The following is a 22491-nucleotide window of genomic DNA, read 5'->3' as shown; positions in this document are numbered from 1 at the left end:
GCATACCAGGTATGCATACTCCGTTTCCATGTCCATCCGTCACGGGTTGCTCGCCCTGCTCGAACGCGGCCAGATGTACGGCTACCAGCTTCGCGCCGCGTTCGAGGAGTCGACCGGTTCGACCTGGCCGCTGAACATCGGGCAGGTCTACACCACGCTGTCCCGGCTGGAGCGGGACGGGCTGGTGCGCCCGTTGCCGGAGAGCGAGGCCGGCCAGCGCCCGTACGAGATCACCGACGCCGGACGGGCGGACCTGGCGCTGTGGTTCGCCACCCCGATCAGCCGTACCGACCGGCCCCGGGACGAGCTGGCGATCAAACTCGCGCTGGCCCTGACCACCCCCGGGGTGGACGTCCGCTCGGTGGTGCAGGCCCAGCGCAGCGCGACGATGCGGACCCTGCAGGAGCTGACCCGGTTGAAGTACGGCAGCAACCGGCCGGAGGACCTTCCCTGGCGCCTCGTGCTGGACTCGATGGTGTTCCAGGCCGAGGCGGAGGTGCGCTGGCTGGACCACTGCGAGACCAGCCTGGTCCGGCAGCAGCCCACCGGCCCTACGCCACCGGCTCCCCGACCCGGCGACGCCGACGCGGCTGCGGCGGCACGCTGGGCCGGCGAGGCGGCACGGCGGTGAGCGGGTCGGACGACGCGGTGCTGGATCTCCGCGCCGTCCACCGCACGCACGGGGCCGGACCGGCCGCGGTGCACGCGCTGCGCGGGGTCAGCCTGGTCGTCCGGCCCGGCGAGCTGGTGGCCGTGATGGGGCCGTCCGGCTCGGGTAAGTCGACGTTGCTGGCCCTCGCCGGTGGGCTGGACCGCCCGTCCCGCGGCGAGGTGCGGGTCGAGGGGCAACCGTTGGCGGCTCTGGACCGCCGCGGGCTGGCCCAGTTGCGACGCCGCCGCATCGGTTACATCTTTCAGCAGCTCAATCTGCTGGGCAGCCTCAGCGCGCTGGAGAACGTGGCGCTCCCGTTGGAGCTCGACGGCACCAGCGGACGCCGCGCCCGAGCCCTGGCCAGGGCCGCGCTGACCGAGGTGGGTCTGCCCGGACTGGGTGACCGCTTCCCCGACCAGCTCTCCGGTGGGCAGCAGCAGCGGGTCGCCATCGCCCGGGCGCTCGTCGGCGAGCGCCGGCTGGTCCTCGCCGACGAGCCGACCGGCGCCCTGGACTCGCAGACCGGCGAGGCGATCCTGCACCTGCTGCGTCGTCGGATCGACGCGGGGGCCGCCGGGGTGCTGGTCACCCACGAGGCACGGCACGCGGGCTGGGCCGATCGGGTGGTGTTCCTCCGCGACGGCGTCCTGGTCGACACGACCGCTCCGCTGGGCAGCGTCGAGCAGTTGCTGTCCGGCAGCGACAGGTGACCACCCCCCGTACCACGCGGTCCCGCGAGGTCGAGAGCGCCGGCGCGGGGTCGGTCGCCACACCGGCCGCGTTGCGGCGGCGGCGGTTCGCCGAATTGATCGGCTCCTGGCGGGCGGCGCTGCGGATCGCCCGGCGGGAGTCCCGCCGGTCCCCGCGCCGGACCGGCCTGGTGCTCGCGATGATCGCCCTTCCGGTGGCGGCGCTGGCGTTTCTGGCGGCGAGCTACGACATGGCCGAGCTGACCCCGGGGGAACGGGTCGACCGCCGACTCGGCGTGGCCGACGCCGAGTTGCAGTGGCTCTCCACCGGCCCGGTGGGCCAGGACGAGTGGGGTGAGGGCTGGTACACGCAGGGCGGCGCCCCTCCGGCGCGGGTCACCGCGGCCCAGATAACCGCCCTGCTGGGGCCGGGCAGCCGGGTCACCGAGGTACGCCCACACGTCCCGCTGACGCTCCGCGGTCCGGACCGGGACGTGCGCGTGGAAGGTCGGGTACTGGACCTCAACGACCCGCTGGCCCGGGGGCTGGTGCGGTTCCGGGCCGGCCGGGCCCCGCAGCAGCCCGGCGAGGTGGCGGTGAGTCCGGCGCTGCTGCGCCGCCTGGACCTGCGTCTCGGTCAGGCGGTGACCCTCACCGACGGGAGCGCGGCGTACCCGGTGGTGGGGGTGGTCGAGTTCCCCGACGATCTGGGTTCGGTGGTGGCGTTGCACCCCGGGGCCGTTCCACCGACCGGCCCGCAGCCGGGCAGCGTCTGGCTGGCAGACGTACCCGGGGCGGTCGACGCCGCGCTGGTGTCCCGGCTCAACGCGCGGGGGGTGGTGGTCGCCGCACGCCATCCCGACGACCGGGCCGGCGGCAACCGGACGTGGTTCGGGTTGGTCGGCTACAGCGGGGCCAACGACCTGAGCACCGGCGTACTCATCGCCGGTCTGGGGCTGCTCGAGGTCGTCCTGCTGGTCGGGCCGGCCTTCGCCGTCGGCGTCCGTCGGCGACGGCGGGATCTGGCGCTGGTCGCGGTGGCCGGCGGGGACGCCGCCCAGTTACGCCGGGTCGTGCTGGCCGACGGCGTGGTGCTGGGCGTGCTGGGCGCCGCCGCCGGCCTGCTGGTCGGCGTCGGCGCGGCGTTCGCCGGTCGTCCGCTGATGGAGGAGTACGTCTTCGGCGCCCGCTTCGGCGGCTACCGCTGCTGGCCGGCGGCGCTGGTGCTGCTCGGTGGGGTCGCGGTGCTCGCCGGGGTGCTCGCCGCGCTGGCGCCGGCCTGGACGGCCGCCCGGCAGGACGTCAGCGCCGGGCTCGCCGGCCGACGCACCCCACCGACGTCCCGGGTCCGCTGGCTGCTGGTCGGGCTGGCGTTGGCGGCCGGCGGCGCGGGACTGGCGGCGTTCGGGGCCACCCGGACCTCCCCGGCGGTGATCCTCACCGGCCTGATCCTCGGCGAGTTGGGTCTGGTGTGCTGCACGCCCACGTTGATCGGGGCGCTCGCCCGCCTCGGGCGGGTGCTGCCGCTGGCGCCCCGGATCGCGCTGCGCGACGCCAGCCGTAACCGGGCCGCCGCGGCGCCGGCCATCTGCGCGGTGATGGCCGCCGTCGCCAGCAGCGTGGCGCTGGGCGGGTACCTGGCCAGTGACGGCGCCCGGGACGCGGGTGGCTACCGGCCCGCGCTGCCGACCGGCCACCTGATGGTCTACGCGCACCGGCCGGACGGGCAGCCCACGCTGGCCGAGGTCACCGACGCCGCGCGGGAGCAGTTGGGCACCGACGCGGTCGCCGTCGTGTACGCGCCCGGCTGCGCGCGGGACGCCGCGTACTGCGAGGTCAGGCCCGTGGTCCCGGCGGGCCGCGCCTGTCCCTGGCAGCCCGGCGACCACCTGTCCGCGCAGCAGCGTCGGCAGGCCCGCGCCGACCCACGCTGCCGGGTCGTCGAGTCGGACTACCCGGGCGGGTACGTCCAGCCCGGGGTGGACGACGGCACGGCGCTGCCGCTGCTCACCGGCGCGGACCCGGCGGAGGTCGCCGCGGCCGCGGCGGTGCTGCGCGCCGGCGGCGTCGTGGTGACCGATCCGCGCTACCTGCACGACGGTCTGGTGACCGTACGGGTCGACGAGGCGGACGCGGAACCGGGCCGGGCGGCCGCCACCCGCGACCTGCCGGGGTACGCGCTGCCCCGGGCCGTCGGCCACTCCCGCCTGCTGCTGTCCACCGACGCGGCCCGGCAACTCGGCCTGAACTGGTCTCCGGCCGGCTGGCTGATCGGTGCCTCGACCCCGCCGACGGAGGAACGGCAGGCACGGTTCACCGCCGCCCTGCGCTCGTTCGGGACGTTCACGCTCGACGTGGAGCACGGCGAGGCGCACAGCGACGTCTCCCCCCTGCTCCTGCTGCTCGCGGCGGCGGCGGGGCTGATCACGGTGGGGGCGGCGGGCATCGCCACCGCGCTCGCCGCCGCCGAGGGGCGCGTCGAGCTGACCACTCTGGCGGCGGTCGGCGCGGCGCCGGCCATGCGCCGGCTACTGGCGATCTGCCAGGCCGGGGTCATCGCCGGTCTGGGGTCGGCGCTCGGCATCGTGGCCGGGCTCGGCACCGCCGCGATCGTGCTGTTCTCGGTCAACAGGCAGTACGCGAGCGACTGGCCGGTGCCCGACCCGTACCCGATCCGGGTCCCGTGGCCCGCGCTCGGTGTGCTGGTGCTGGTGCCGATGGTGGCGATGCTCGGGGCGGGCCTGTTCACCCGCGCCCGGCTGCCGATCGAACGACGGCTGGACTGACCTCGGCCCGGCGGACAACCCGGAGCCGTCCGGGGGTGCCGCCGGGGCCGGGCAGCCGGCAGACTGATCAGCGTGTCAGCGCTGGCAAACCTCACCCGCCGAGTCGGTCACCACCGCTGGTTCGGGGCCGCCGCCCGGCTGCTGGTGCCCGCCGACCGGGTGATCGGTCGGCTCACCCGGGGCCGGGTGGTGGCACTCGGGCTGCTGCCGTCCCTGGTGATCACCACGACCGGTCGCCGCTCCGGCAAGCCCCGCAGCAACCCGCTGCTGTACGTGCCCGACGGCGACGCCTACGTGGTGATCGGCTCCAACTGGGGGCAGACCCACCACCCCGGCTGGGCGATGAACCTCCTCGCCGAGCCCAGCGCGGAGGTGGACGTGAAGGGCCGGCGCGTTCCGGTGCGGGCCGAGCTGGCGTCCGGCGTCGAACGGGACCGGCTGTGGCAGTTGCTGGTCGACGCCTGGCCCGCGTACCGCACGTACGTGCGGCGGGCCGGCGGCCGGGACATCCACATCTTCCGGCTGGTACCGACCGGGCGCGGCGCGGCGGCCGAACCGCCGCCGGCTGGCTAGGCTGACCCGCGGTGAGGGATCGGTGGCTGACGCTCGGTAGCGGAGGGGGAAGGTCCCGTGAGCGCGAGGAGTGAGCCGGGTTTGCGAGCCCCGCAGTCGCGAACAGCCGTGGTTCCCGTGAGCGCGAGGAGTGAGCCGGGTTTGCGAGCCCCGCAGCCGCGAACAGCCGTGGTTCCGTGAGCGAGCTGGTCGGTGTGGACCGGGGCCTCGACGATCGGCGGTGGACGGTCGCGGAGCGGGTGGCCGAGGCGATCCGGCGGCGCTTCCCCGCCGACGTGCTCGCGGTGGCGGTGCACGGCCCCCTGGCGCACGGCGACGACGACGGCGGTGGGGACGGCGAGGCGGGGATGCTCGTGGTCACCTACCGGCCGGGGACCGGCCCGCCGCCGGCGACCCGGCGGGTGGACGGGGTGCTCGTCGACCTGACGGTGGCCGCCGCCGAGGACTATCTGGCGCAGGCCCGGGTGCTCTCCCCGCTCTGGCCGTTGACAGCGGACCGGTACGTCACCACGCAGGCGCTGCACGACCCGACAGGTTGGTTGCGGACGCTGCGCGACGAGCACCTGGGGCGGCTGGCCCGAGCCCGGCCGGCGGAGTTCAGCGCGGCGGCCCGGCAGGCGTGGTACAGGGGTAGCGCGGCGCACGCCCGGGCCGCCCGCCTCGCCGAGTGGTACGAGACGGACCAGGCGTTGCTGATGCTCGGCGAGGCCCGGCTGGCGGCGGCCACGGTCACCGGGCTGCTGACCCGCACCTACTTCCGGGACCCGGGGGACGCGGTGCGGCGGACCGGCCTGGCCGGCGCGGACATGACCGAGGTGGGTGTGGTGCTGGGCCGCCAGGCGGACGAGTTGGCCGCTCGGGGTCGCGCCGTCGACGGCACGATCGACGATCTGCTCACCGCCTGAACCGGGTCACAGCCCGCCCGACACGCCGATCAGCGAGCCGATCAGGTAGGTGGCGGCGGCTGCCGCCGCGCCGAGCAGCAGTTGGCGCAGGCCGCTCGTCCACCAGGGCCGCTTGGTGAAGCGGGCCACCACCGCGCCGGCGCCGAACAGCCCCAGCCCGCCGACGGCGAGGGCCAGCCACAACGCGGTGGCGCCGAACAGGTAGGGCAGCAGCGGGATCAGCGCGCCGACCGAGAAGCACAGGAACGACGAGATCGCGGCCGCCCACGGGCTGGGCTGGTCGTCGGGGTCGACGCCCAGCTCCTCGCGGACGTGCACCCGCAGCGCCTCCTCGGGGTCGCGCCGGACCGCCTCGGCGACCTGGGTGGCGAGATCCCGCGGCAGGCCCCGGGCCACCCAGGCGTCGGCCAGCTCGCGGGCCTCCGCCTCGGGGTGCCGTTCCAGCTCCCGCCGTTCCTTGGCCACCTCGGCGGCGACCTGCTCGTTGGCGGAGCGCACGCTGGTGTACTCGCCGAGTCCCATCGAGATGGCGCCGGCGACCAGACCGGCGGCACCGGTGAGCACGATGTTGTGCGGCGACACCCCGCCGCCACCGACGCCCGCGATCAGGGCGATGTTGGTGACCAGGCCGTCCATCGCGCCGAAGACGGCGGGACGCAGCCAGCCACCGCTGACGTCCGCGTGGTGCGCCTCACGCAGCGCCGCCGGGGTGTCCGTCATGGAAGGGTGAGGATCTCGTGACCGTCCTCGGTCACCACGATGGTGTGCTCGAACTGCGCCGTCCACTTCCGGTCCTTGGTGACGACCGTCCACCCGTCGTCCCACATGTCGTACTGGTAGGTGCCGAGCGTGATCATCGGCTCGATGGTGAACGTCATTCCCGGCTCCATGACGTCGGTGGGGCGAGGGCTGTCGTAGTGCGGCACGTAGAGGCCGCTGTGGAAGGACTCGCCGATGCCGTGCCCGGTGAAGTCGCGTACCACGCCGTAGCCGAACCGCTTGGCGTACGACTCGATGACGCGCCCCACCACGTTGATCTGTCGGCCCGGGGCGACCGCGCGGATGCCCCGCATCATCGCCTCGTGGGTCCGCTCGACCAGCAGCCGGGCCTCCTCGCTGACCTCGCCGACGCAGAAGGTGGCATCGGTGTCACCGTGCACCCCACCGATGTACGCGGTCACGTCGACGTTGATGATGTCGCCGTCGTGCAGCACCGTCGAGTCCGGGATGCCGTGGCAAATGACCTCGTTGAGGCTGGTGCAGCAGGACTTCGGGAAGCCCCGGTAGCCGAGCGTCGACGGGTACGCCCCGTTGTCACACAGGAACTCGTGCACCACCTTGTCGATCTCGTCGGTGGTCACGCCGGGCTTGCAGTGCTCACCGGCGAGCTGGGTCGCCTGGGCGGCGAGCCGGCTCGCGAGCCGCATCTTCTCGATGGTCTCCGGCGTCTGCACGTGCGAGCCACGCCACTCCTGCGGGCGCTTCTTGCCCACGTACTCCGGTCGGGCGATGTGGGACGGCACCGGTCGCGTCGGGGAGAGCGTGCCTGGTGTCAGCGGCGGACGGACGGTCATGCTCCAAGCCTATCGCCGGGACCGTCGGTGACCCGCGCCACGGCCGGCCGGAGGAGGTTGTTGCCCCGCCCCGGTGGCTGTGCCATGGTGTCTGCGTGGATCAAGGGGGAGCACCGCCCGTCTTCTCCGCGAGCGCGCGGATCGACGGGGATCACCTCCAGGTGGTGGTGGCCGGTGAGGTCGACATGGCGACCGCTGACACGATGCTCCAGACGGCGCTACGCGAGCCCGCCGGGCGGATGACCCTCGACCTGCGCGCGGTCACCTTCTTCGACTCGGCCGCCATCCACGCCCTGGTCCGGCTCGCCCAGGAGTTCTCCGGCGCGCTCACCGTGCGCCCGTCCCGGCAGGTCCGCCGGGTGCTGGAGATCTCCGGCCTCGGCGAGCAGAGCTGGCTCAGCCCGACCTGACACGCCCCGGCCGCCGCCGGGCGCGCGGTCAGTCCCGCAGCTCCCGGCGCAGGGTCACCTCGGTGCCCTCATCGGTACGGCGTACCGACAGGTCCCCCAGCGCCTTGATCAGGGCCAGACCGCGCCCCCGGAACCCCGAACCGGTCGACTCGCGCCACTGCCCGCTGTCGCGCACGGTGGCCGTGACCGTCCGGCCCTCGATGGCCACCTCGACACTGATCATGGCCTCGGCGGGGTGCACCGGGTGTTCGATGGCGTTCGCGGCGGCCTCGCTGACCGCGACGGTCAGGTCGAACACGTCCGTCTCACCGACCGCGTGCGCGACCAGGAAGTCCTCCAGGCGCTTGCGCAGGACGCTGAGCCGGGTCGGGTCGGCCGGCAGCCGCAGCGCGAAGCGGTTCAGCTCCGCCGCCTCCAGGGCGAGGACCGCCACGTCGTCGCGGCGTGGCCGCCCGTCGACCCGCTCGACCACCGCGTCGATCAGGTCCGCCACGTGCTCGCTGGGGGTCGCCGCGTCGGCACGCAGCTGGGCCAGCGCCGAGTCGATGTCGAGCTGCCGATCCTCGATCAGCCCGTCGGTGTAGAGCAGCAGCCGGCTGCCCGGCGCCAACTCGCCCTCAACCGCCTCGTAGGTCACATCGGGCATCGCGCCGACCGGCGGACCGAGCGCCCGGGCGTGCAGGAAAGCCACGTCGCCTCCTCTGATCAGCAGTGGGGACGGATGACCCGCGCTCGCGTACCGCAGACGGCCGGTACGCGGGTTGAACAGCAGACACACCACGGTGGCGAAGGAGCGGCGCTCGGTGGACGCGACGAGCCGGTTGAGCCGGGTCAACGACTCCCCCGGGTCGTAGCCCTCCAGCAGGTACGCGCGCAGCGCGTTGCGGAGCTGTCCCATCGCGGCGGCGGCCTGCACGCCCTTGCCGACCACGTCGCCGATGACCAGCACCAGGTCGTCGTCGTCGAGGGTGATCGCGTCGTACCAGTCACCGCCGACCTCGACGTCGGCGGTGCCGGGAAGATACCGGCTGGCCACCACGGCGCCGGGCAGTTGGGGCAGCGACCGGGGCAGCAGGCTGTGCTGCAACGTGGTGGCGATGCGGTGCTCGGCCTCGTAGAGCTGGGCGTTCTCCAGGCGTACGCCGACCAGCCGGGCCAGTTGCGTCAGCGCGGCTTCGTCGGCCTGGGCGCCGTCGCCGGCCGGTCGCCAGACCCGCAGCTCGCCGAGCGTCTCGCCGGTGGTGCCGGTCAGCTCGGCCACGAAGGACGGTGCGTCGGCGGTGTCACCGCCGCCGTCCGCCTCGGACCGGGCGCCGCTGGCGCTGACCACCACCCGGGCGGCCTCGGCGAGGCTGAGCGCGTGCCGCGCGGCGACCTGGAGCACGTCGGCGGTGGAACGGGCGCTGTTCACCGCCACCGCCGCGTCGGCCAGCGCCCGGAGCCGACGGATGATCTGCCCCCGTAGCTGGCCCAGCTCGACGTTGGCCCGGACCCGGGCGATCAGCTCCTGGCTGGCGAACGGCTTGGTCAGGTAGTCGTCGGCGCCGACGGAGAGGCCCGCGACGGCCTCCGCCGCGCCGGCGCGGGCGGAGAGCAGCACGATCGGCACGTGTCGGGTACGCGGGTCCGCGCGCAGGGCGCTGACCAACCCGAACCCGTCCAGGCGGGGCATCATGACGTCGCTGAGCACCAGGTCGAAACCACCCTCCTGGGCCAGTGGCAACGCGGCCAGCCCGTCGCTGGCGGTGACCACCTCCCAGGTCGGGGAGAGCAGGCGGGTGACGTGCTCGCGCAGGTCGGCGTTGTCGTCGACGACCAGGATGCGCCCGGCCGAGGTGCCCTCGGCCGGGCGACTGTCGTATTCCGGCACCGGGCCGGTGCCGGCCCACAGGGCGGTCTCGGCCACGTAGAGCCGGGCCTGCTCGGGCTCCGTCGGGGGCAGCGCGGCGAACGTGACCACCCGGTCCGCTGGCAGGTGCGCCGACCCGAACGGAATGGTGACGGTGAAGGTGCTGCCCTGGTCGAGCTGACTGGTCAGGCCGACCTCGCCGCCGTGCATCTCGACCAGCTCCCGGACCAGCGCCAGGCCGATCCCGGTGCCCTCGTGGGTCCGGGCGCGCGCGCCCTGCACCCGGTGGAACCGCTCGAAGACGTGCGGCAGCTCCTCCGGCACGATGCCGATGCCGGTGTCCGCCACCTCCAGCTGGGCCGCGTCACCGACGACCCGGACCCGCACCCGGATCTCGCCGTCGAAGGTGAACTTGACCGCGTTGGACACCAGGTTGAGGACGATCTTCTCCCACATGTCCCGGTCGACGTAGACCGGCGTCGGCAGCGGCGGGCAGTCCACCACCAGGCGCAGCCCGGCCCGGTCGGTGGCCGAGCGGAAGGTGCTGGCCAGTCGGGCGGTGTAGCCGGAGAGGTCGGTGGGCTGGAAGCGGGCGGCGAGTCGACCGGACTCCAGCCGGGAGAAGTCCAGCACCGTGTTGACCAACTTGAGCAGGCGCAGCGCGTTGCGGTGCATCGTGGTGAGCCGGGCCGTCTCGGCGGCGGGCAGCTCCGGGTCGGCCAGCATGTCCTCCAGCGGACCGAGCACCAGGGTCAGGGGGGTACGGAACTCGTGGCTGACGTTGGCGAAGAAGTTGGTCTTCGCCCGGTCGAGCGCGGCCAGCTCGGCGGCGCGGGCCCGTTCCTGCTGGTACGCCCGCTGGGTGCCGATCGCCCGGGAGATCTGGGCGGCGACCAGGTGCAGGAAGTCGCGGTAGTCGTCGCCGAGCGGCAGTTGCCGGGCCACTCCGACGACCAGCGCGCCGACGGTCTCGTTGTTGGCGGTGAGCGGCAGCACGAGCGCCTGGGCGGCGGCGTCGGGCGGCGGCGTGTCGAAGAGGTCGGTCACCTCGACGGTGGCGGCGCCGCCGTCGGCGGTCACCCGGGCGAGCAGTTCCGCCACGACGTCCGTGGTGGGCGGGGTGACGCCGGTGAACCCGGCCGGGGTGAGCTGGCCACCGTCGTCGGCCAGGTAGATCAGGGCGAACGGCACGTCCGCGTTGTGCCGGCCGAGCACCTCGGCAGCGGTCCGGCCCAGTTCGGCGTCGTCGGCGATGTCGCTCAGCTCGGTGCCCAGATCGGAGAGCGCCCGCAGCCGCCGCTCGCCGAGCACCCGACCGGTGGTCTCGTTGACGATGCAGTAGACACCGTGCACCGAGCCGTCGTCGCCCCGGATCGGGTCGTACGAGACGTTGAAGTAGGTCTGCTCGACGAAGCCGTGCCGGTCCAGTAGGAAGGGGTGGTCCTCGCCACGGTAGGAGCGCCCCGTGCTGCGGACACCGTCGAGCAGCGGGCCGAGCACCGCCCAGGTCTCCGACCAGTACGCGCGGGCCGGCTGCCCGATCACGTCCGGGTGCTTGGCGCCGATCGTCGGCCGGTAGGCGTCGTTGTAGAAGGCGTACTGCTCGTCGCCCCAGAACATGACGATGGGCGCGCTGGAGGCGAGCATCATGCCGATCGCGCTGGACAGCGCCAGGGGCCAGCGGGCGGGCTCACCGACTTGGGCGGAGGACCAGTCGAAGCGGGCCAGGCGCTCGCCCATCTCGCCGCCGGCCGCGAACGCCGCCGCCAGCATCGGGGGGATGTCACGGCGGGACGCGACGGCATGCCGTTCGTCGGTGCCCCCCTGGGCCGAGCTCATGCAGCCTCCCGCTCCGGCCGTACCCCTCGACCGTTGATCTTCACCCGCTGTGCTCCGACTTGTACCCAAGCGGACCAGCAACGTAACGCATCACGAACGGCGGACGCTGCTTACGTTCGCCTGCCACGTCGGGCACCGGACAGCGCGGGCGCGGGTGGCGTCCGACGACGGTCGCCGAACCGCCCTGACCGGTCAGAAAACCGGCAGTCCGTCGATGCTCGCCGCGTTCTTGGTGGCCCGGTAGGTCACCAGGTCCTCGGTCGTACGACGCGAGTGTGAGGTGAGTAACAGACCACGTTCGGCGCGGAAGTCCATCAACGGCACCGCGTAGCCGCAGGAGTCGCTGACCCGCTCCACCTCGACGGTGATCACCGCCCGGACGGCGTGCACGTCCGGCGGCGTCGGGAACTCGGCGAGCCGGTCGGCGAACGCCTCCTCGGTCACCGCGACGCTGCTGCCCCGGCCGTGCAGCCGGACGATCTTCGGCGGCCCGTCGAAGGCGCAGAACATCAGTGTGATCCGACCGTTGTCCCGCAGGTGGGCGATGGTCTCCGCCCCGCTGCCGTGGTAGTCGAGGTAGGCCACCCGGTGTGGGCCGAGGATGACGAACGTGCCCCGCATGCCCTTCGGCGAGACGTTGACGTGCCCTCCGGCGCCGGACGGCGCGGTGGCGACGAAGAACATCGACTGGGCCGCGATGAATTCACGTAGTCGGTCATCGATCTCGGGATAAACCTTGCCCATGCGACGATCCTCCCATCGACGACGCCCACGGACGGGGGCGACGTCAGTCACAGCCGCTGTTCGGCGGCCCGCACCAGCGCGGCGATCGGGCGCGGGTCCGGCTCGTTCTCCGGGTGCCACTGCACCCCGAGCACGAACCGCCGCGCCGGGTCCTCCACCACCTCGACGACGCCGTCGGCGGCCCAGCCGGTGACGGTCAGCCGGCCCGCGTCGGCGACCGCCTGATGGTGGTACGAGTTCACCTCGTCGATGCCGGCCAGCACCGTCGCCGCCCGACTGCCCGCAGCGAACCGCACACGGTGGCGCCCGAAGACCCCGGGCGCCGGCCGGTGTCCGTCGTGCCCGACCACGTCCGGCAGGTGCTGGTGCAGGCTGCCGCCGTAGGCGACAGCGAGCAACTGCATCCCCCGGCACACCCCCAGCACCGGCAGGTCGGCGGCGAGCGCGGCGGCCAACAGCGTCAGCTCGCCGGCGTCCCGGTCCGGCCGGTCCTCGGTACGCGGGTCGGCCGGCTGGCCGTACCGCCCCGGGCCGACGTCCGCGCCACCGGCCAGCAGCAGCCCGTCGAGAACGCCCACCACGTCGCCGTCCACGTCGTCGGGGGGCAGCAGCACCGCCCGTCCTCCCGCGGCCGTCACCGCCCGCACGTACGCCTCCGGCAGGAGCACCGCCCGCACCCCCTGCCAGACGGCCCAACCGGCGGGCTCCACGTACGCGCTGATCCCGATCAGCGGACGTCGCCGCACAGCGCCGGCACCGGTTCGCGACTGCGGGGCTCGCAAACCCGGCTCACTCCTCACGCTCACAGCGCCGGCACCGGTTCGCGACTGCGGGGCTCGCAAACCCGGCTCACTCCTCACGCTCACAGTGGCGTGACGTAGGCGCCGGTGATGCCACCGTCCACGACGAACTGGGCGGCGGTCATGAACGAGGCATCGTCGCTGGCCAGGAACGCCACCGCGGCCGCGATCTCCTCCGGTGCGCCGAACCGGCCCATCGGCACGTGCACCAGCCGGCGGGCCGCCCGTTCCGGGTCGGCGGCGAACAGCTTCAGCAGCAGCGGCGTGGCCACCGGGCCTGGGCACAGCGCGTTGACCCGGATGCCCTCGCGGGCGAACTGCACGCCCAGCTCCCGGGTCATCGCCAGCACGCCACCCTTGCTCGCTGTGTACGCGATCTGCGACGTCGCCGCGCCCATCAGCGCCACGAACGAGGCGGTGTTGATGATCGACCCCTTGCCCTGGCGGCGCATGTGCGGGATCGCGTACTTGCAGCACAGGTAGACGCTCGTCGTGTTGACCCGCAGCACCCGCTCCCACGCGTCCAGGCCGGTGTCCAGGATCGAGTCGTCCTCCGGCGGTGAGATGCCGGCGTTGTTGAAGGCGATGTCCACCCGGCCGTGCCGGTCGACGACGCCGTCGAACAGGTCCCGTACCGCCGACTCGTCGGCGACGTCGGTGGCCACGAACTCTCCGCCGCACTCCTCGGCGGCCCTCGCGCCGGCCGTGGTGTCGATGTCCACACAGACCACCCGGGCCCCCTCGGCGGCGAACCGCCGCACGGTGGCCAGGCCGATACCGCTACCCGCCCCGGTGACCACTGCCACCCGGTCCCGCAACCGACTCTGCACTGGCGTCACTCCTCCGTCGCGATGAACACGTTCTTGACGTCCGTGAAGGAGTGCAACGCGTCCGGGCCCAGCTCACGGCCGAGCCCGGAGCGCTTCATCCCGCCGAACGGGGTCCAGTAGCGCACCGAGGAGTGCGAGTTGACGCTGAGGTTGCCCGATTCGACGGCGCGGGCCATCCGCAGCGCGCGACCCACGTCCCTGGTCCAGATCGAGCCGGAGAGGCCGTACTCGGTGTCGTTGGCGAGCCGGACGGCGTCCGCCTCGTCGTCGAACGGCAGCACCGACACCACCGGGCCGAAGATCTCCTCCCGCCAGTGCCGGTCGGCCGGCGAGTCGGCCAGCAGCACGGTCGGTGCGTGCCAGAACCCGGGGCCGTCCGGGCAGGAGCCGGTGAAGGCGACCGTCGCGCCGGTCAGGTACCCGGCGACCCGGTCCCGCTGGGCGGCGGAGATCAGCGGTCCCATCTCGGCGGTGTCCCGGGACGGGTCCTCCACCCGCACCGCGCGTACCGCTGGTTCGAGCAGGGCCAGGAACCTGTCGTACACCTGGCGTTGCACGAGGATCCGCGACCGCGCGCAGCAGTCCTGGCCGGCGTTGTCGAAGACCGCGGCCGGCGCGGTCGCGGCGGCGCGTTCCAGGTCGGCGTCGGCGAACACGATGTTGGCGCTCTTGCCGCCCAGCTCCAGGGTGAGTCGCTTCACCTGCTCGGCGCAGCCGGCCATGATCCGGGCGCCCACCGCTGTGGAGCCGGTGAAGCAGAGCTTGCGGACCGCGGGGTGGCTGACGAACCGCTCCCCCACCACCGCGCCCGACCCCGGTACGACGGTGAACACGCCCTCGGGCAGGCCCGCCTCGACGGCCAGCTCGGCCAGCCGCAGCGCGGTGAGCGGGGTCAGCTCGGCCGGCTTGAGCACCACCGTGTTGCCGGCGGCGAGGGCCGGGACGAATCCCCAGGCGGCGATCGGCATGGGGAAGTTCCACGGGACGATCACGCCGACCACACCGAGCGGCTCGTGGAAGGTGACGTCCACACCGCCCGGCACCGGGATCTGCCGCCCGGTCAGCCGCTCGGGCGCACCGGCGTAGTAGTCGAGCACGTCCCGGACGTTGCCGGCCTCCCACCGGGCGTTGCCGATGGTGTGCCCGGAGTTGCGGACCTCGATCGCGGCCAGCTCCTCGACGTGCGCGTCGACGACGGCGGCGAACCGCCGCAGCAGCCGCGCCCGATCCCCCGGCCCCACCCGTCGCCATGTCTCGAAGGCCCGCGCCGCGGCGGCGACAGCCGAGTCGACCTCGACCAGGGAGGCCGCGGATACCTCCCGAAACCCCTCCCCGGTAGCTGGATCAACAACAACAGTCACGCCCCCGCCCCCTCCCCTACGCGATCTTGCGGTTACGGTGCCGACACAAGGTGCACATCGGCGCGAATCGTCGACAGCACGTGCAAGATCGCGGAGGACGGGGGCGGTCAGAGGCGTTCGAATCCACGTCTCAGCTCCCAGTCCGTGACCGCGGCGTCGAAAGCCGAGAGCTCTACTCTCGCCTGGTTGGCGTAGTGGGCCACCACCTCGTCGCCGAAGGCGTCACGGGCCACCTCGGACGCCTCCCACAACGCCAGGGCGTCACGCAGGGTGGTCGGGACACGCTCGGCCTCCGGATCGTCGTACGCGTTGCCGGTGCACTCCGCGCCCAACTCCAGCTCGCTCTCGATGCCGTGCAGCGCCCCGGCGACCAGCCCGGCGATCGCCAGGTACGGGTTGACGTCCGCGCCGGGCACCCGGTTCTCCACCCGCATGCCCTGCCCGTGGCCCACCACCCGCAGCGCGCAGGTGCGGTTGTCGACGCCCCACCGCAGCGCGGTCGGCGCGAACGAGCCGGGCTGGTAGCGCTTGTAGGAGTTGATGTTCGGGGCGAAGAGCAGGCTGAACTCGCGCATCGTGGCCAGCAGCCCGGCGAGCACCCGCTGCCCAATAGGCGACAGGTGCGCCGGTCCGTCCCCGAGCATCGCCGACGCGCCGGACGCGTCGCGCAACGAGAAGTGGATGTGGCAGGAGTTGCCCTCCCGCTCGTTCGGCTTGGCCATGAAGGTGATCGACATCCCCTCCTGGGCGGCGATCTCCTTCGCGCCGTTCTTGTAGATCACGTGGTGGTCCGCGCAGGCCACCGCCTCGTCGTACCGGAAGGCGATCTCGTGCTGGCCGAGGTTGCACTCGCCCTTCGCACTCTCCGGCGTCAACCCGGCGGCGGCCATCTCGGTGCGGATCCGGCGTAGCAGCGGCTCCACCCGGGCCGTGCCGAGCAGCGAGTAGTCCACGTTGTACTGGTTGGCCGGGGTGAGGTCACGGTAGCCGCGCGCCCACGCGTCCTCGTACGAGTCGCGGAACAGCACGAACTCCAGCTCGGTGCCGGCGTACGCGGTCAACCCGTGTTCGGCCAGCCGCGCCAACTGCCGACGCAGGATCTGCCGGGGCGAGGCGACCACGTCACCCGAGCCGTCGAGCCAGGTCAGGTCGGCCAGCAGCAGCGCCGAGCCCGGCTGCCAGGGCATCCGGCGCAGGGTGCTGAGATCCGGCACCATCGCGAAGTCGCCGTAGCCGCGCTCCCAGCTCGACATCGCGTACCCGTCGACGGTGTTCATCTCGACGTCCACGGCGAGCAGGTAGTTGCACCCCTCGCTGCCGTGCTCGGCGACCTGGTCGAGGAAGAACGGCGCGTGGAAGCGTTTGCCCTGCAAGCGGCCCTGCATGTCGACGAGGGCCAGCACCACGGTGTCGATCTCACCGGCCTGGACGGCGACCCGCAACTCTTCCAGCGTGAACGGCGTTCTGCTCATCAGGGGCCCTCCATCACCAAGGTCTACTGGCAATCCGGATCACCGTCAATGCCCCCGGCCCGGTCGGCGGCAAACCACCGAGGAGCTGTCATGCGTCTTCGCGCGATCCTGACCGTCGCCGTCCTCGTCACCGGACTGGGCACCACCGTGCGCGCCGAGGCGGACGTACGGCCACCACCGACGCCGGTGGTCGCGGCGGACGCCGGGGGCGTCGACCTCGCCGACCCGGAGGTCGTCGCGACCGGGCTGGACGTGCCCTGGGGGCTCGCCTTCCTCCCGGACGGCAGCGCGCTCGTCGGCCAACGCGACCTCGGCACCGTGCTGCGGGTACGACCGGGCCGGCCGCCCGTGCCGGTCGCCCGGATCCCCGGCGTCGTCGCCGGTGGCGAGGGCGGGCTGCTCGGCCTGGCGGTGTCGCCCCGCTACCGACAGGACCGCTGGGTGTACGCCTGCTTCACCACCGCCTCCGACATCCGCATCACCCGCTTCCGGCTCCGCGCGCCGCAGACCCAGCAGGTGCTGGTCAGTGGCCTGACCCGGGCGGCGGTACACAACGGCGGCCGGATCGCCTTCGGCCCGGACGGGCTGCTCTACGCCGGCATCGGTGACGCCGGCACGCCCGCCAACGCGCAGAACCCGACCAGCCGCAACGGCAAGATCCTGCGGGTCCGGCCGAACGGCGGCATCCCGGCGGACAACCCCTTCCCGGGCTCAGCGGTCTACAGCTACGGGCACCGCAACGTGCAGGGGTTGGCCTGGGACCCGCGCGGTCGGCTGTTCGCCACCGAGTTCGGCCAGGCCACCTGGGACGAGGTGAACGTCATCGTCCGGGGCGGCAACTACGGCTGGCCGATCGTGGAGGGTCCGAGCGCCGACCCCCGGTTCCGCGCTCCCGTGGTGGCCTGGCCGCCGGCGCAGGCGTCGCCGAGCGGCGCCGCCTTCGCCGGCGGCACGCTGTACGTCGCCGCCCTGCGGGGCATGCGGCTCTGGACGGTGCCGGTGAGCGCCGCCGGAGCGGTCGGCACCCCGGTCGCCGCGCTGGTCGGCGTGTACGGCCGCCTCCGTACCGTCGCCACGGCCCCGGACGGCTCACTCTGGGTGACCACCAGCAACCGCGACGACAACGGCACGCCCACGCCGCCGGACGACCGCATCCTGCGGTTCCCTACCGGCGAGCGGCAACCGCCGCCCGTCGGTCGTGCCGGCACCGCACGGTCCTGACCCACCGCGCGGCAGCCGTCACTCCGGCCCGTCGACAGCCGCCGGCCGCGACGGGGCTGCCGGCTCCCCGACGGTACGCACCGGACCGGTGAACCATCTCCGCGCGGACGCGTACCACCAGACGGCGACCACCAGCAGCACCCCGCCGACGGCTATCGGCGCGTAGTTCACCGCCGACCAGGTGAACCCGTCGTTGCCGGGCACCCCCGCGGGCACGATCGGCAGCACGAAGTACACGGCGATGACCGCGATCTCGACCACCGCGATCCAGCCGAGCAGTTTGTACCTGCGGCCGAGCGTCCACGGTCCGGGGACGAACCGGTCCCCCATCCGCAGTCGCAGCGCGATCGGGATGAGAAAGGACAGGTAGAGCCCGAGCACCGCGACGGAGACCACCGCGTAGAAGGCGACCGGGATGCCCGCCGCGCTCTCGTAGAGGGCCGGCAGGGTCAGCACCAGACCGGCCAGCGTGGCGCCGATGATCGCCTTGACCGGGGTGCCGTTGCGGTCGACGGTCGCCCAGAGCCGCCATCCCGGCACCGCCCGGTCCCTGCTGAACGCGTACGCCATGCGACTCATCGACGTCACGCAGCTCATCCCGCAGAAGAACTGCCCGATGGTGCTGATGATGATGACAACCTTGAAGAAGACCGGGGTCAGGGCGGATTCGAAGATCGCGCCGGAGAAGCCGTCGGCGGCGTTCACCGCCTCGACGTCGGTGGCGGCGAAGAGGAACGCCAGCAGCAGGACCCAGCCACCGACCGCCGAGTAGAAGATCGACTGCCAGAGGCCACGGGCGGCGGCCTGCGAGGCGCCCCGGGTCTCCTCGGAGACGTGCGCGCAGGCGTCGAAGCCGGTGATCGTGTACTGGGTGAGCAGGAAGCCCAGCGGCAGCACGTAGATCCAGAACGTCAGGCCAGCGGTGTCGCCGTCGCCGAAGCCGGAGTTGTTGAACCGCTCGGTGAACACGAACTGGAAGCTCTGGTGGTCGTCGGGGACGAGGACCAGGATGGCCACCACCACCGCCGCGCCGGCCACGTGCCACCAGACCGAGACGTTCTGCAGGACGTCGATGATCCGGTGCCCGAAGATGTTGATCAGCCCGTGCAGCACCAGGATGATCACGAAGAGGACGAACGCCTGGCGCAGCGTCCCGGCCCAGCCGTCGAAGAGCGCCGACAGGGTCAAATTGAGAAACGTCGCGCAGCCGTAGTCGACCGACGCGGTGACCGCGACCAGGCCGATCAGGTTCAGCCAGCCGGTGAACCAGCCGTGCACCGGACGGCCCATGGTCGCCGCCCACCAGTAGATCCCCCCGGCGGTCGGATAGGCCGACACCAGCTCCGCCAGGCAGAAGCCGATGATCAGGATGAACAGCGATATCAGCGGCCAGCCCCAGGAGATGGCGACCGGTCCGCCGTTGTTCCACGCCTGGCCGAAGGTGGTGAAGCAGCCGGCCAGGATCGAGATGATCGAGAACGAGATGGCGAAGTTGGAGAAGCCGCTCCACTTGCGGCGCAACTCCTGTTTGTAGCCGAGTTCGGCGAGCCGGCGGGCGTCGTCGTCCATCGGTTGCTCGGCTGTCGGCACGGGCGTCGTGGCCACTGCACACCTCCCTGCTGTGGTAACGCGTGCGAGTGCGCAAAGTGTCGTCCCGGCCAATTAGGACGGTCAATACATCGCCGGCGGGAATCTCAGCGTCGTTCGGGCCCGCCGCAGGCCGGCCAGGGGCTTTGACACAGGCCCTAATTGCGTTGCCCGCCGCCACCGCGACACGCATCCTGAACAGGTGACCAGGCCCGCTCGGGGCCACCCGGGCGCTCGGACCGCCCGACCCGCGGCGCGGGGCACACCTCTCTCTCCGTACGGCGTCCCGCCGTACCCGAAAAGTGCCCCGCGCCCTCGCTCAGGTCAGCAGGAGGCCGGCCACCCAGAGAGCGGCGACGAGGACGCCGGCCAGGAACTCCACGAGCATCGACAGCCCGGCGGCCTTCAGCGCCTGGACGGTGGACGGCCAGGCCAGGCTGTTGCTGCCCAGCCGCAGGCGCTCCGCCGCCCAGACCCCGGCGACGAAACCGAGCACCAGCCCCACGACCGGCACCACGAAGAACCCGACGATGCCGAGCACCCCGCCGGCGAGCAGGGTGGACGTCGGCACACCGGTGCGTTTCAGGTTCCGGCCCGGCCAGGCGTACTTGATCACGGTGCCGCCGGCGACCACGAGCGTGGCGGCGGCGAACACCGCCCAACCACCCGGGCCGGCGCCGCCGAAGATCGCCCAGACCAGCACGCCGCCCCAGCACAGCGGCAACGCCGGCAGGCCCGGCACCACCACGCCGGCCAGACCGGCCAGGATGGCCAACCCGGCCACCACCGTCACCGCCGTCTGCGAGTCGGTCAGATCCACGTTGTCACCCTCTCCCGCCGCCGGCCGCGCCGCACCGGTCGCCGCCGTCGCCAGCCGCGATCCGCCAGAACGCCGGGCCTGCTGTCCGCTCGCTCACGCCGCCACCTGACCGTCCCGCAGCCGGGCGGTGATCGCGTCGGCCGGGGCCGGCGGCCCGAAGAACCGTCCCTGCCCGGTGTCGCAGCGCAGCGCCCGCAGCCGTTCCGCCTGCGCCCCGGTCTCCACCGCCTCGGCGGTGACCCACAGCTCCAGGGCGTGCGCCAACCGCACCAACGCGTCGACGATGCGTTCGTCGCGGTGGTCGGCCGCCAGGTCCACGCCGTCGGCCCGGATGCCCTCGACGAACGGGCCGGCGAGCTTCAGGCAGTGGATCGGCAGTCGCCGCAGATAGGCGAGGTTGGAGTAGCCGGTGCCGAAGTCGTCCACGGCCATCCGCACCCCGAGCTCGGCGAGCCGGTGCAGGCTGCGCAGGGGCTCACCGGCGCTGCCCATCACGGCGCTCTCGGTCAGCTCCAGTTGCAGCAGGTCCGCGGGGAGTCCGCTGTCGCGCAGCGCGTCCGCGACGGTGTCCACGATGGCGGGGTCGTCGGCCTGCCGCGCGGCCAGGTTGACGCTGACCACCAGCCGGGCGTCGGGGAACTCCCGCCACCACCGCTCGGCGTCCGCGCAGGCCCGCCGCAGCACCCACTCACCCAGGCGGACGATCAGGCCGGTCTCCTCCGCCAGGCCGATGAACCGGTCCGGCCCGATCAGGCCCAACTCGGGATGCTCCCACCGGACCAGCGCCTCCACCGCGAGCATCCGGCCCTCGAGCAGCGACACGATCGGCTGGTAGTGCAGCACGAACTCGCCCCGGTCCAGGGCGGCGGGCAGCCCGGCGACGAGCGCCGAGCGGGCCAGGTCACGGGCGGCGCGTTCCGGCTCGTAGACCGCCCACCGGCCCCGGCCCGCCGCCTTGGCCCAGTAGAGGGTGGTGTCGGCGGCCTTCATCAGCTCGGACGCGCTGGTCTCCGCGGCGGGGCACTGCACGATCCCGACACTCGCCGAGACGGCCAACTGGTGGTCACCGACATGCGCCGGGGCCGCCACGGCGGCCAGGGCGGCCTTCGCGACGGCGACCGGGTCGACGCTGTCGTTGCCCCCGTCGACGAGGATCACGAACTCGTCGCCGCCCATCCGGGCGACCAGGTGGCCGTGATCGGCCACGCACGCGGCGAGCCGCCGGCCGATCATCACCAGGAGGCGATCACCGAGGTCGTGGCCGAGGCTGTCGTTGATCGCCTTGAAGCCGTCCAGGTCGAGAAAGCACACCCCGACCCGCTGGCCGTCGCCGGCGCCGTCGAGCACCCGGCCGAGCGTCTCGAAGAACAGGGTCCGGTTCGGCAGCCCGGTCAACGGGTCGTGCAGCGCCTGGAAGCGCAGCCGTTGCTGGAGTTCGTGCCGCTGGGTGATGTCCTCGATCATCGCGACGGTGAAGCGCGGTCGACCCTCGTGCCGGATCAGCGAGAGAGCCACATCCGTCCAGACCACGCTGCCGTCCTTGCGGTGGTAGCGCTTCTCGACCCGGGCGGCGTCCCGCCTGCCCTCGATCAGCTCCTGGTACAGCTCCCACATCCCGGGGGCGTCGTCGGCGTGGCACAGCGCCGCCACGTCGGTCTCGCGCAACTCCTCGATCGCGTAGCCGAGCATGTCGGCGAACGCCTCGTTGACGTCGAGAATCCGGCCCTTCACGTCGGCGATCCCGATCCCGATCGCGGCGCCGGTGAAGACCGCCCGGAACCGGGCCTCGCTCTCGCGCAACGCCTGCTCGACCTCGTCGCGCGCCCGCCAGGCGGAGCGCGCGATCCGCTCCTGCTCGCCGAGGGTCCGCTCGCGCAGCGCGGCGGCGAAACCGGCGGCCAGTCCACCCTGCACCGCCGCGATCCGGTCGGTGAGGTCGGCCGGCCGGTCACCGGCTCCGAGGACCCGGCGCGGAAAGGTCGCGCCGAGGGCGTGCAGCGTCCACTCCAGAATCTGCGGATCGGTGAGGTGCGCCCGCACCAGCGCCCGTCCGACCTCCTCGGCCGGGCGCGCGTCGAACGGCTCCCCGCGCACCACGGCGGCCAGCCGGATCGTGTGCGCCAGCAGCATCCGCTCGGTCTCGGTGGTGCTGAACGGCACGAACCCGAGGCGGCGCACCGCGCGGGCCCAGTCGGCCGCGTACCCCTGCGTGTCGGCCCGGCCGGCGGCGCTGTCGGCGGGGTCCGGGACGGCGGCCACGGGATCAGTCGGCCGGCTGGTCGTACCGGGCGACGGCCCGCAGGGTGATCTCGGTTGGCAACCCGTCCGGCATCGGCACGCCCCCAGTTCGTTCACCGCGGCGCGGAACGGCACCGGCGC

General features: G+C 73.1%; 18 protein-coding genes. 7 read left to right on the top strand and 11 right to left on the bottom strand.

Going from position 1 to position 22491, the window contains the following annotated elements:
* Positions 1 to 28: 28 nt before the first annotated feature.
* The 5 genes from O7634_RS16810 to O7634_RS16790 all read left to right on the top strand — a co-directional run bounded on the left by O7634_RS16810 (position 29) and on the right by O7634_RS16790 (position 5605).
* Positions 29 to 631, top strand: a complete 603-nt coding sequence (locus O7634_RS16810) for a PadR family transcriptional regulator (RefSeq protein ID WP_278151063.1) — start codon at positions 29 to 31, stop codon at positions 629 to 631.
* Positions 628 to 1362, top strand: a complete 735-nt coding sequence (locus O7634_RS16805) for an ABC transporter ATP-binding protein (RefSeq protein WP_278151062.1) — start codon at positions 628 to 630, stop codon at positions 1360 to 1362. Before O7634_RS16810 ends, O7634_RS16805 begins: the two co-directional genes overlap by 4 nt.
* On the top strand, positions 1359 to 4127 hold the full coding sequence (locus O7634_RS16800; protein ID WP_278151061.1) for an ABC transporter permease: 2769 nt from the start codon (positions 1359 to 1361) through the stop codon (positions 4125 to 4127). The genes O7634_RS16805 and O7634_RS16800 overlap by 4 nt, the downstream gene beginning before the upstream one ends.
* A 72-nt stretch (positions 4128 to 4199) precedes the next feature.
* The gene (locus O7634_RS16795; protein ID WP_278151060.1) at positions 4200 to 4700 is read left to right on the top strand and encodes a nitroreductase family deazaflavin-dependent oxidoreductase; all 501 of its coding nucleotides are present in this window, start codon (positions 4200 to 4202) and stop codon (positions 4698 to 4700) included.
* A gap of 176 nt (positions 4701 to 4876) precedes the next feature.
* Positions 4877 to 5605: a nucleotidyltransferase domain-containing protein gene (locus O7634_RS16790; protein ID WP_278151059.1), complete on the top strand. Its 729-nt coding sequence runs from the start codon at positions 4877 to 4879 to the stop codon at positions 5603 to 5605.
* A 6-nt stretch (positions 5606 to 5611) separates the two neighbouring features.
* Here the strand turns inward: O7634_RS16790 and O7634_RS16785 are convergent, their stop codons facing one another.
* On the bottom strand, positions 5612 to 6325 hold the full coding sequence (locus O7634_RS16785) for a VIT1/CCC1 transporter family protein (RefSeq protein ID WP_278151058.1): 714 nt from the start codon (positions 6323 to 6325) through the stop codon (positions 5612 to 5614).
* The gene (map, locus tag O7634_RS16780; RefSeq protein WP_278151057.1) at positions 6322 to 7179 is read right to left on the bottom strand and encodes a type I methionyl aminopeptidase; all 858 of its coding nucleotides are present in this window, start codon (positions 7177 to 7179) and stop codon (positions 6322 to 6324) included. Before map ends, O7634_RS16785 begins: the two co-directional genes overlap by 4 nt.
* Before the next feature lie 95 nt (positions 7180 to 7274).
* Between map and O7634_RS16775 the strand changes: the two genes are divergently transcribed.
* Complete coding sequence (locus O7634_RS16775) at positions 7275 to 7589, top strand: STAS domain-containing protein (protein WP_278151056.1); 315 nt, start codon at positions 7275 to 7277, stop codon at positions 7587 to 7589.
* Between the two features lie 28 nt (positions 7590 to 7617).
* On the opposite strand, the gene O7634_RS16770 is transcribed toward O7634_RS16775, so the two are convergent.
* From O7634_RS16770 to O7634_RS16745, 6 genes are all read right to left on the bottom strand, one after another.
* Entirely contained in the window at positions 7618 to 11277 is a 3660-nt protein-coding gene (locus tag O7634_RS16770; RefSeq protein ID WP_278151055.1) for a SpoIIE family protein phosphatase, read from the bottom strand.
* A gap of 192 nt (positions 11278 to 11469) precedes the next feature.
* Positions 11470 to 12021 carry a pyridoxamine 5'-phosphate oxidase family protein gene (locus O7634_RS16765; protein ID WP_278151054.1) on the bottom strand — a complete coding sequence of 184 codons (552 nt, stop codon included), beginning with the start codon at positions 12019 to 12021 and terminating at the stop codon, positions 11470 to 11472.
* A gap of 47 nt (positions 12022 to 12068) precedes the next feature.
* Positions 12069 to 12767, bottom strand: coding sequence for a gamma-glutamyl-gamma-aminobutyrate hydrolase family protein (locus tag O7634_RS16760; RefSeq protein ID WP_278151053.1), 699 nt, complete (start codon positions 12765 to 12767; stop codon positions 12069 to 12071).
* A gap of 116 nt (positions 12768 to 12883) precedes the next feature.
* The gene (locus O7634_RS16755; RefSeq protein ID WP_278151052.1) at positions 12884 to 13651 is read right to left on the bottom strand and encodes a 3-oxoacyl-ACP reductase; all 768 of its coding nucleotides are present in this window, start codon (positions 13649 to 13651) and stop codon (positions 12884 to 12886) included.
* Positions 13652 to 13656: 5 nt separating this feature from the next.
* Positions 13657 to 15012, bottom strand: coding sequence for an aldehyde dehydrogenase family protein (locus O7634_RS16750; protein ID WP_278151051.1), 1356 nt, complete (start codon positions 15010 to 15012; stop codon positions 13657 to 13659).
* A gap of 107 nt (positions 15013 to 15119) precedes the next feature.
* Entirely contained in the window at positions 15120 to 16484 is a 1365-nt protein-coding gene (locus O7634_RS16745; protein ID WP_278151050.1) for a glutamine synthetase family protein, read from the bottom strand.
* Between the two features lie 90 nt (positions 16485 to 16574).
* Here O7634_RS16745 and O7634_RS16740 point away from each other — a divergent pair, with 90 nt between their 5' ends.
* Positions 16575 to 17705: a PQQ-dependent sugar dehydrogenase gene (locus O7634_RS16740; RefSeq protein ID WP_278151049.1), complete on the top strand. Its 1131-nt coding sequence runs from the start codon at positions 16575 to 16577 to the stop codon at positions 17703 to 17705.
* An 18-nt stretch (positions 17706 to 17723) separates the two neighbouring features.
* Here the strand turns inward: O7634_RS16740 and O7634_RS16735 are convergent, their stop codons facing one another.
* From O7634_RS16735 to O7634_RS16725, 3 genes are all read right to left on the bottom strand, one after another.
* Positions 17724 to 19310, bottom strand: coding sequence for an amino acid permease (locus tag O7634_RS16735; protein ID WP_278151048.1), 1587 nt, complete (start codon positions 19308 to 19310; stop codon positions 17724 to 17726).
* Between the two features lie 301 nt (positions 19311 to 19611).
* The gene (locus O7634_RS16730; RefSeq protein WP_278151047.1) at positions 19612 to 20112 is read right to left on the bottom strand and encodes a DUF456 domain-containing protein; all 501 of its coding nucleotides are present in this window, start codon (positions 20110 to 20112) and stop codon (positions 19612 to 19614) included.
* 93 nt (positions 20113 to 20205) lie between these two features.
* Complete coding sequence (locus tag O7634_RS16725; RefSeq protein WP_278151046.1) at positions 20206 to 22371, bottom strand: EAL domain-containing protein; 2166 nt, start codon at positions 22369 to 22371, stop codon at positions 20206 to 20208.
* Between the last annotated feature and the right edge of the window lie 120 nt (positions 22372 to 22491).

The organism is Micromonospora sp. WMMD1120, from assembly GCF_029626235.1.
GTDB lineage: Bacteria > Actinomycetota > Actinomycetes > Mycobacteriales > Micromonosporaceae > Micromonospora.
Note: the sequence above shows the minus strand (reverse complement) of the source record. Positions and strands in the feature narration are given on the sequence as shown.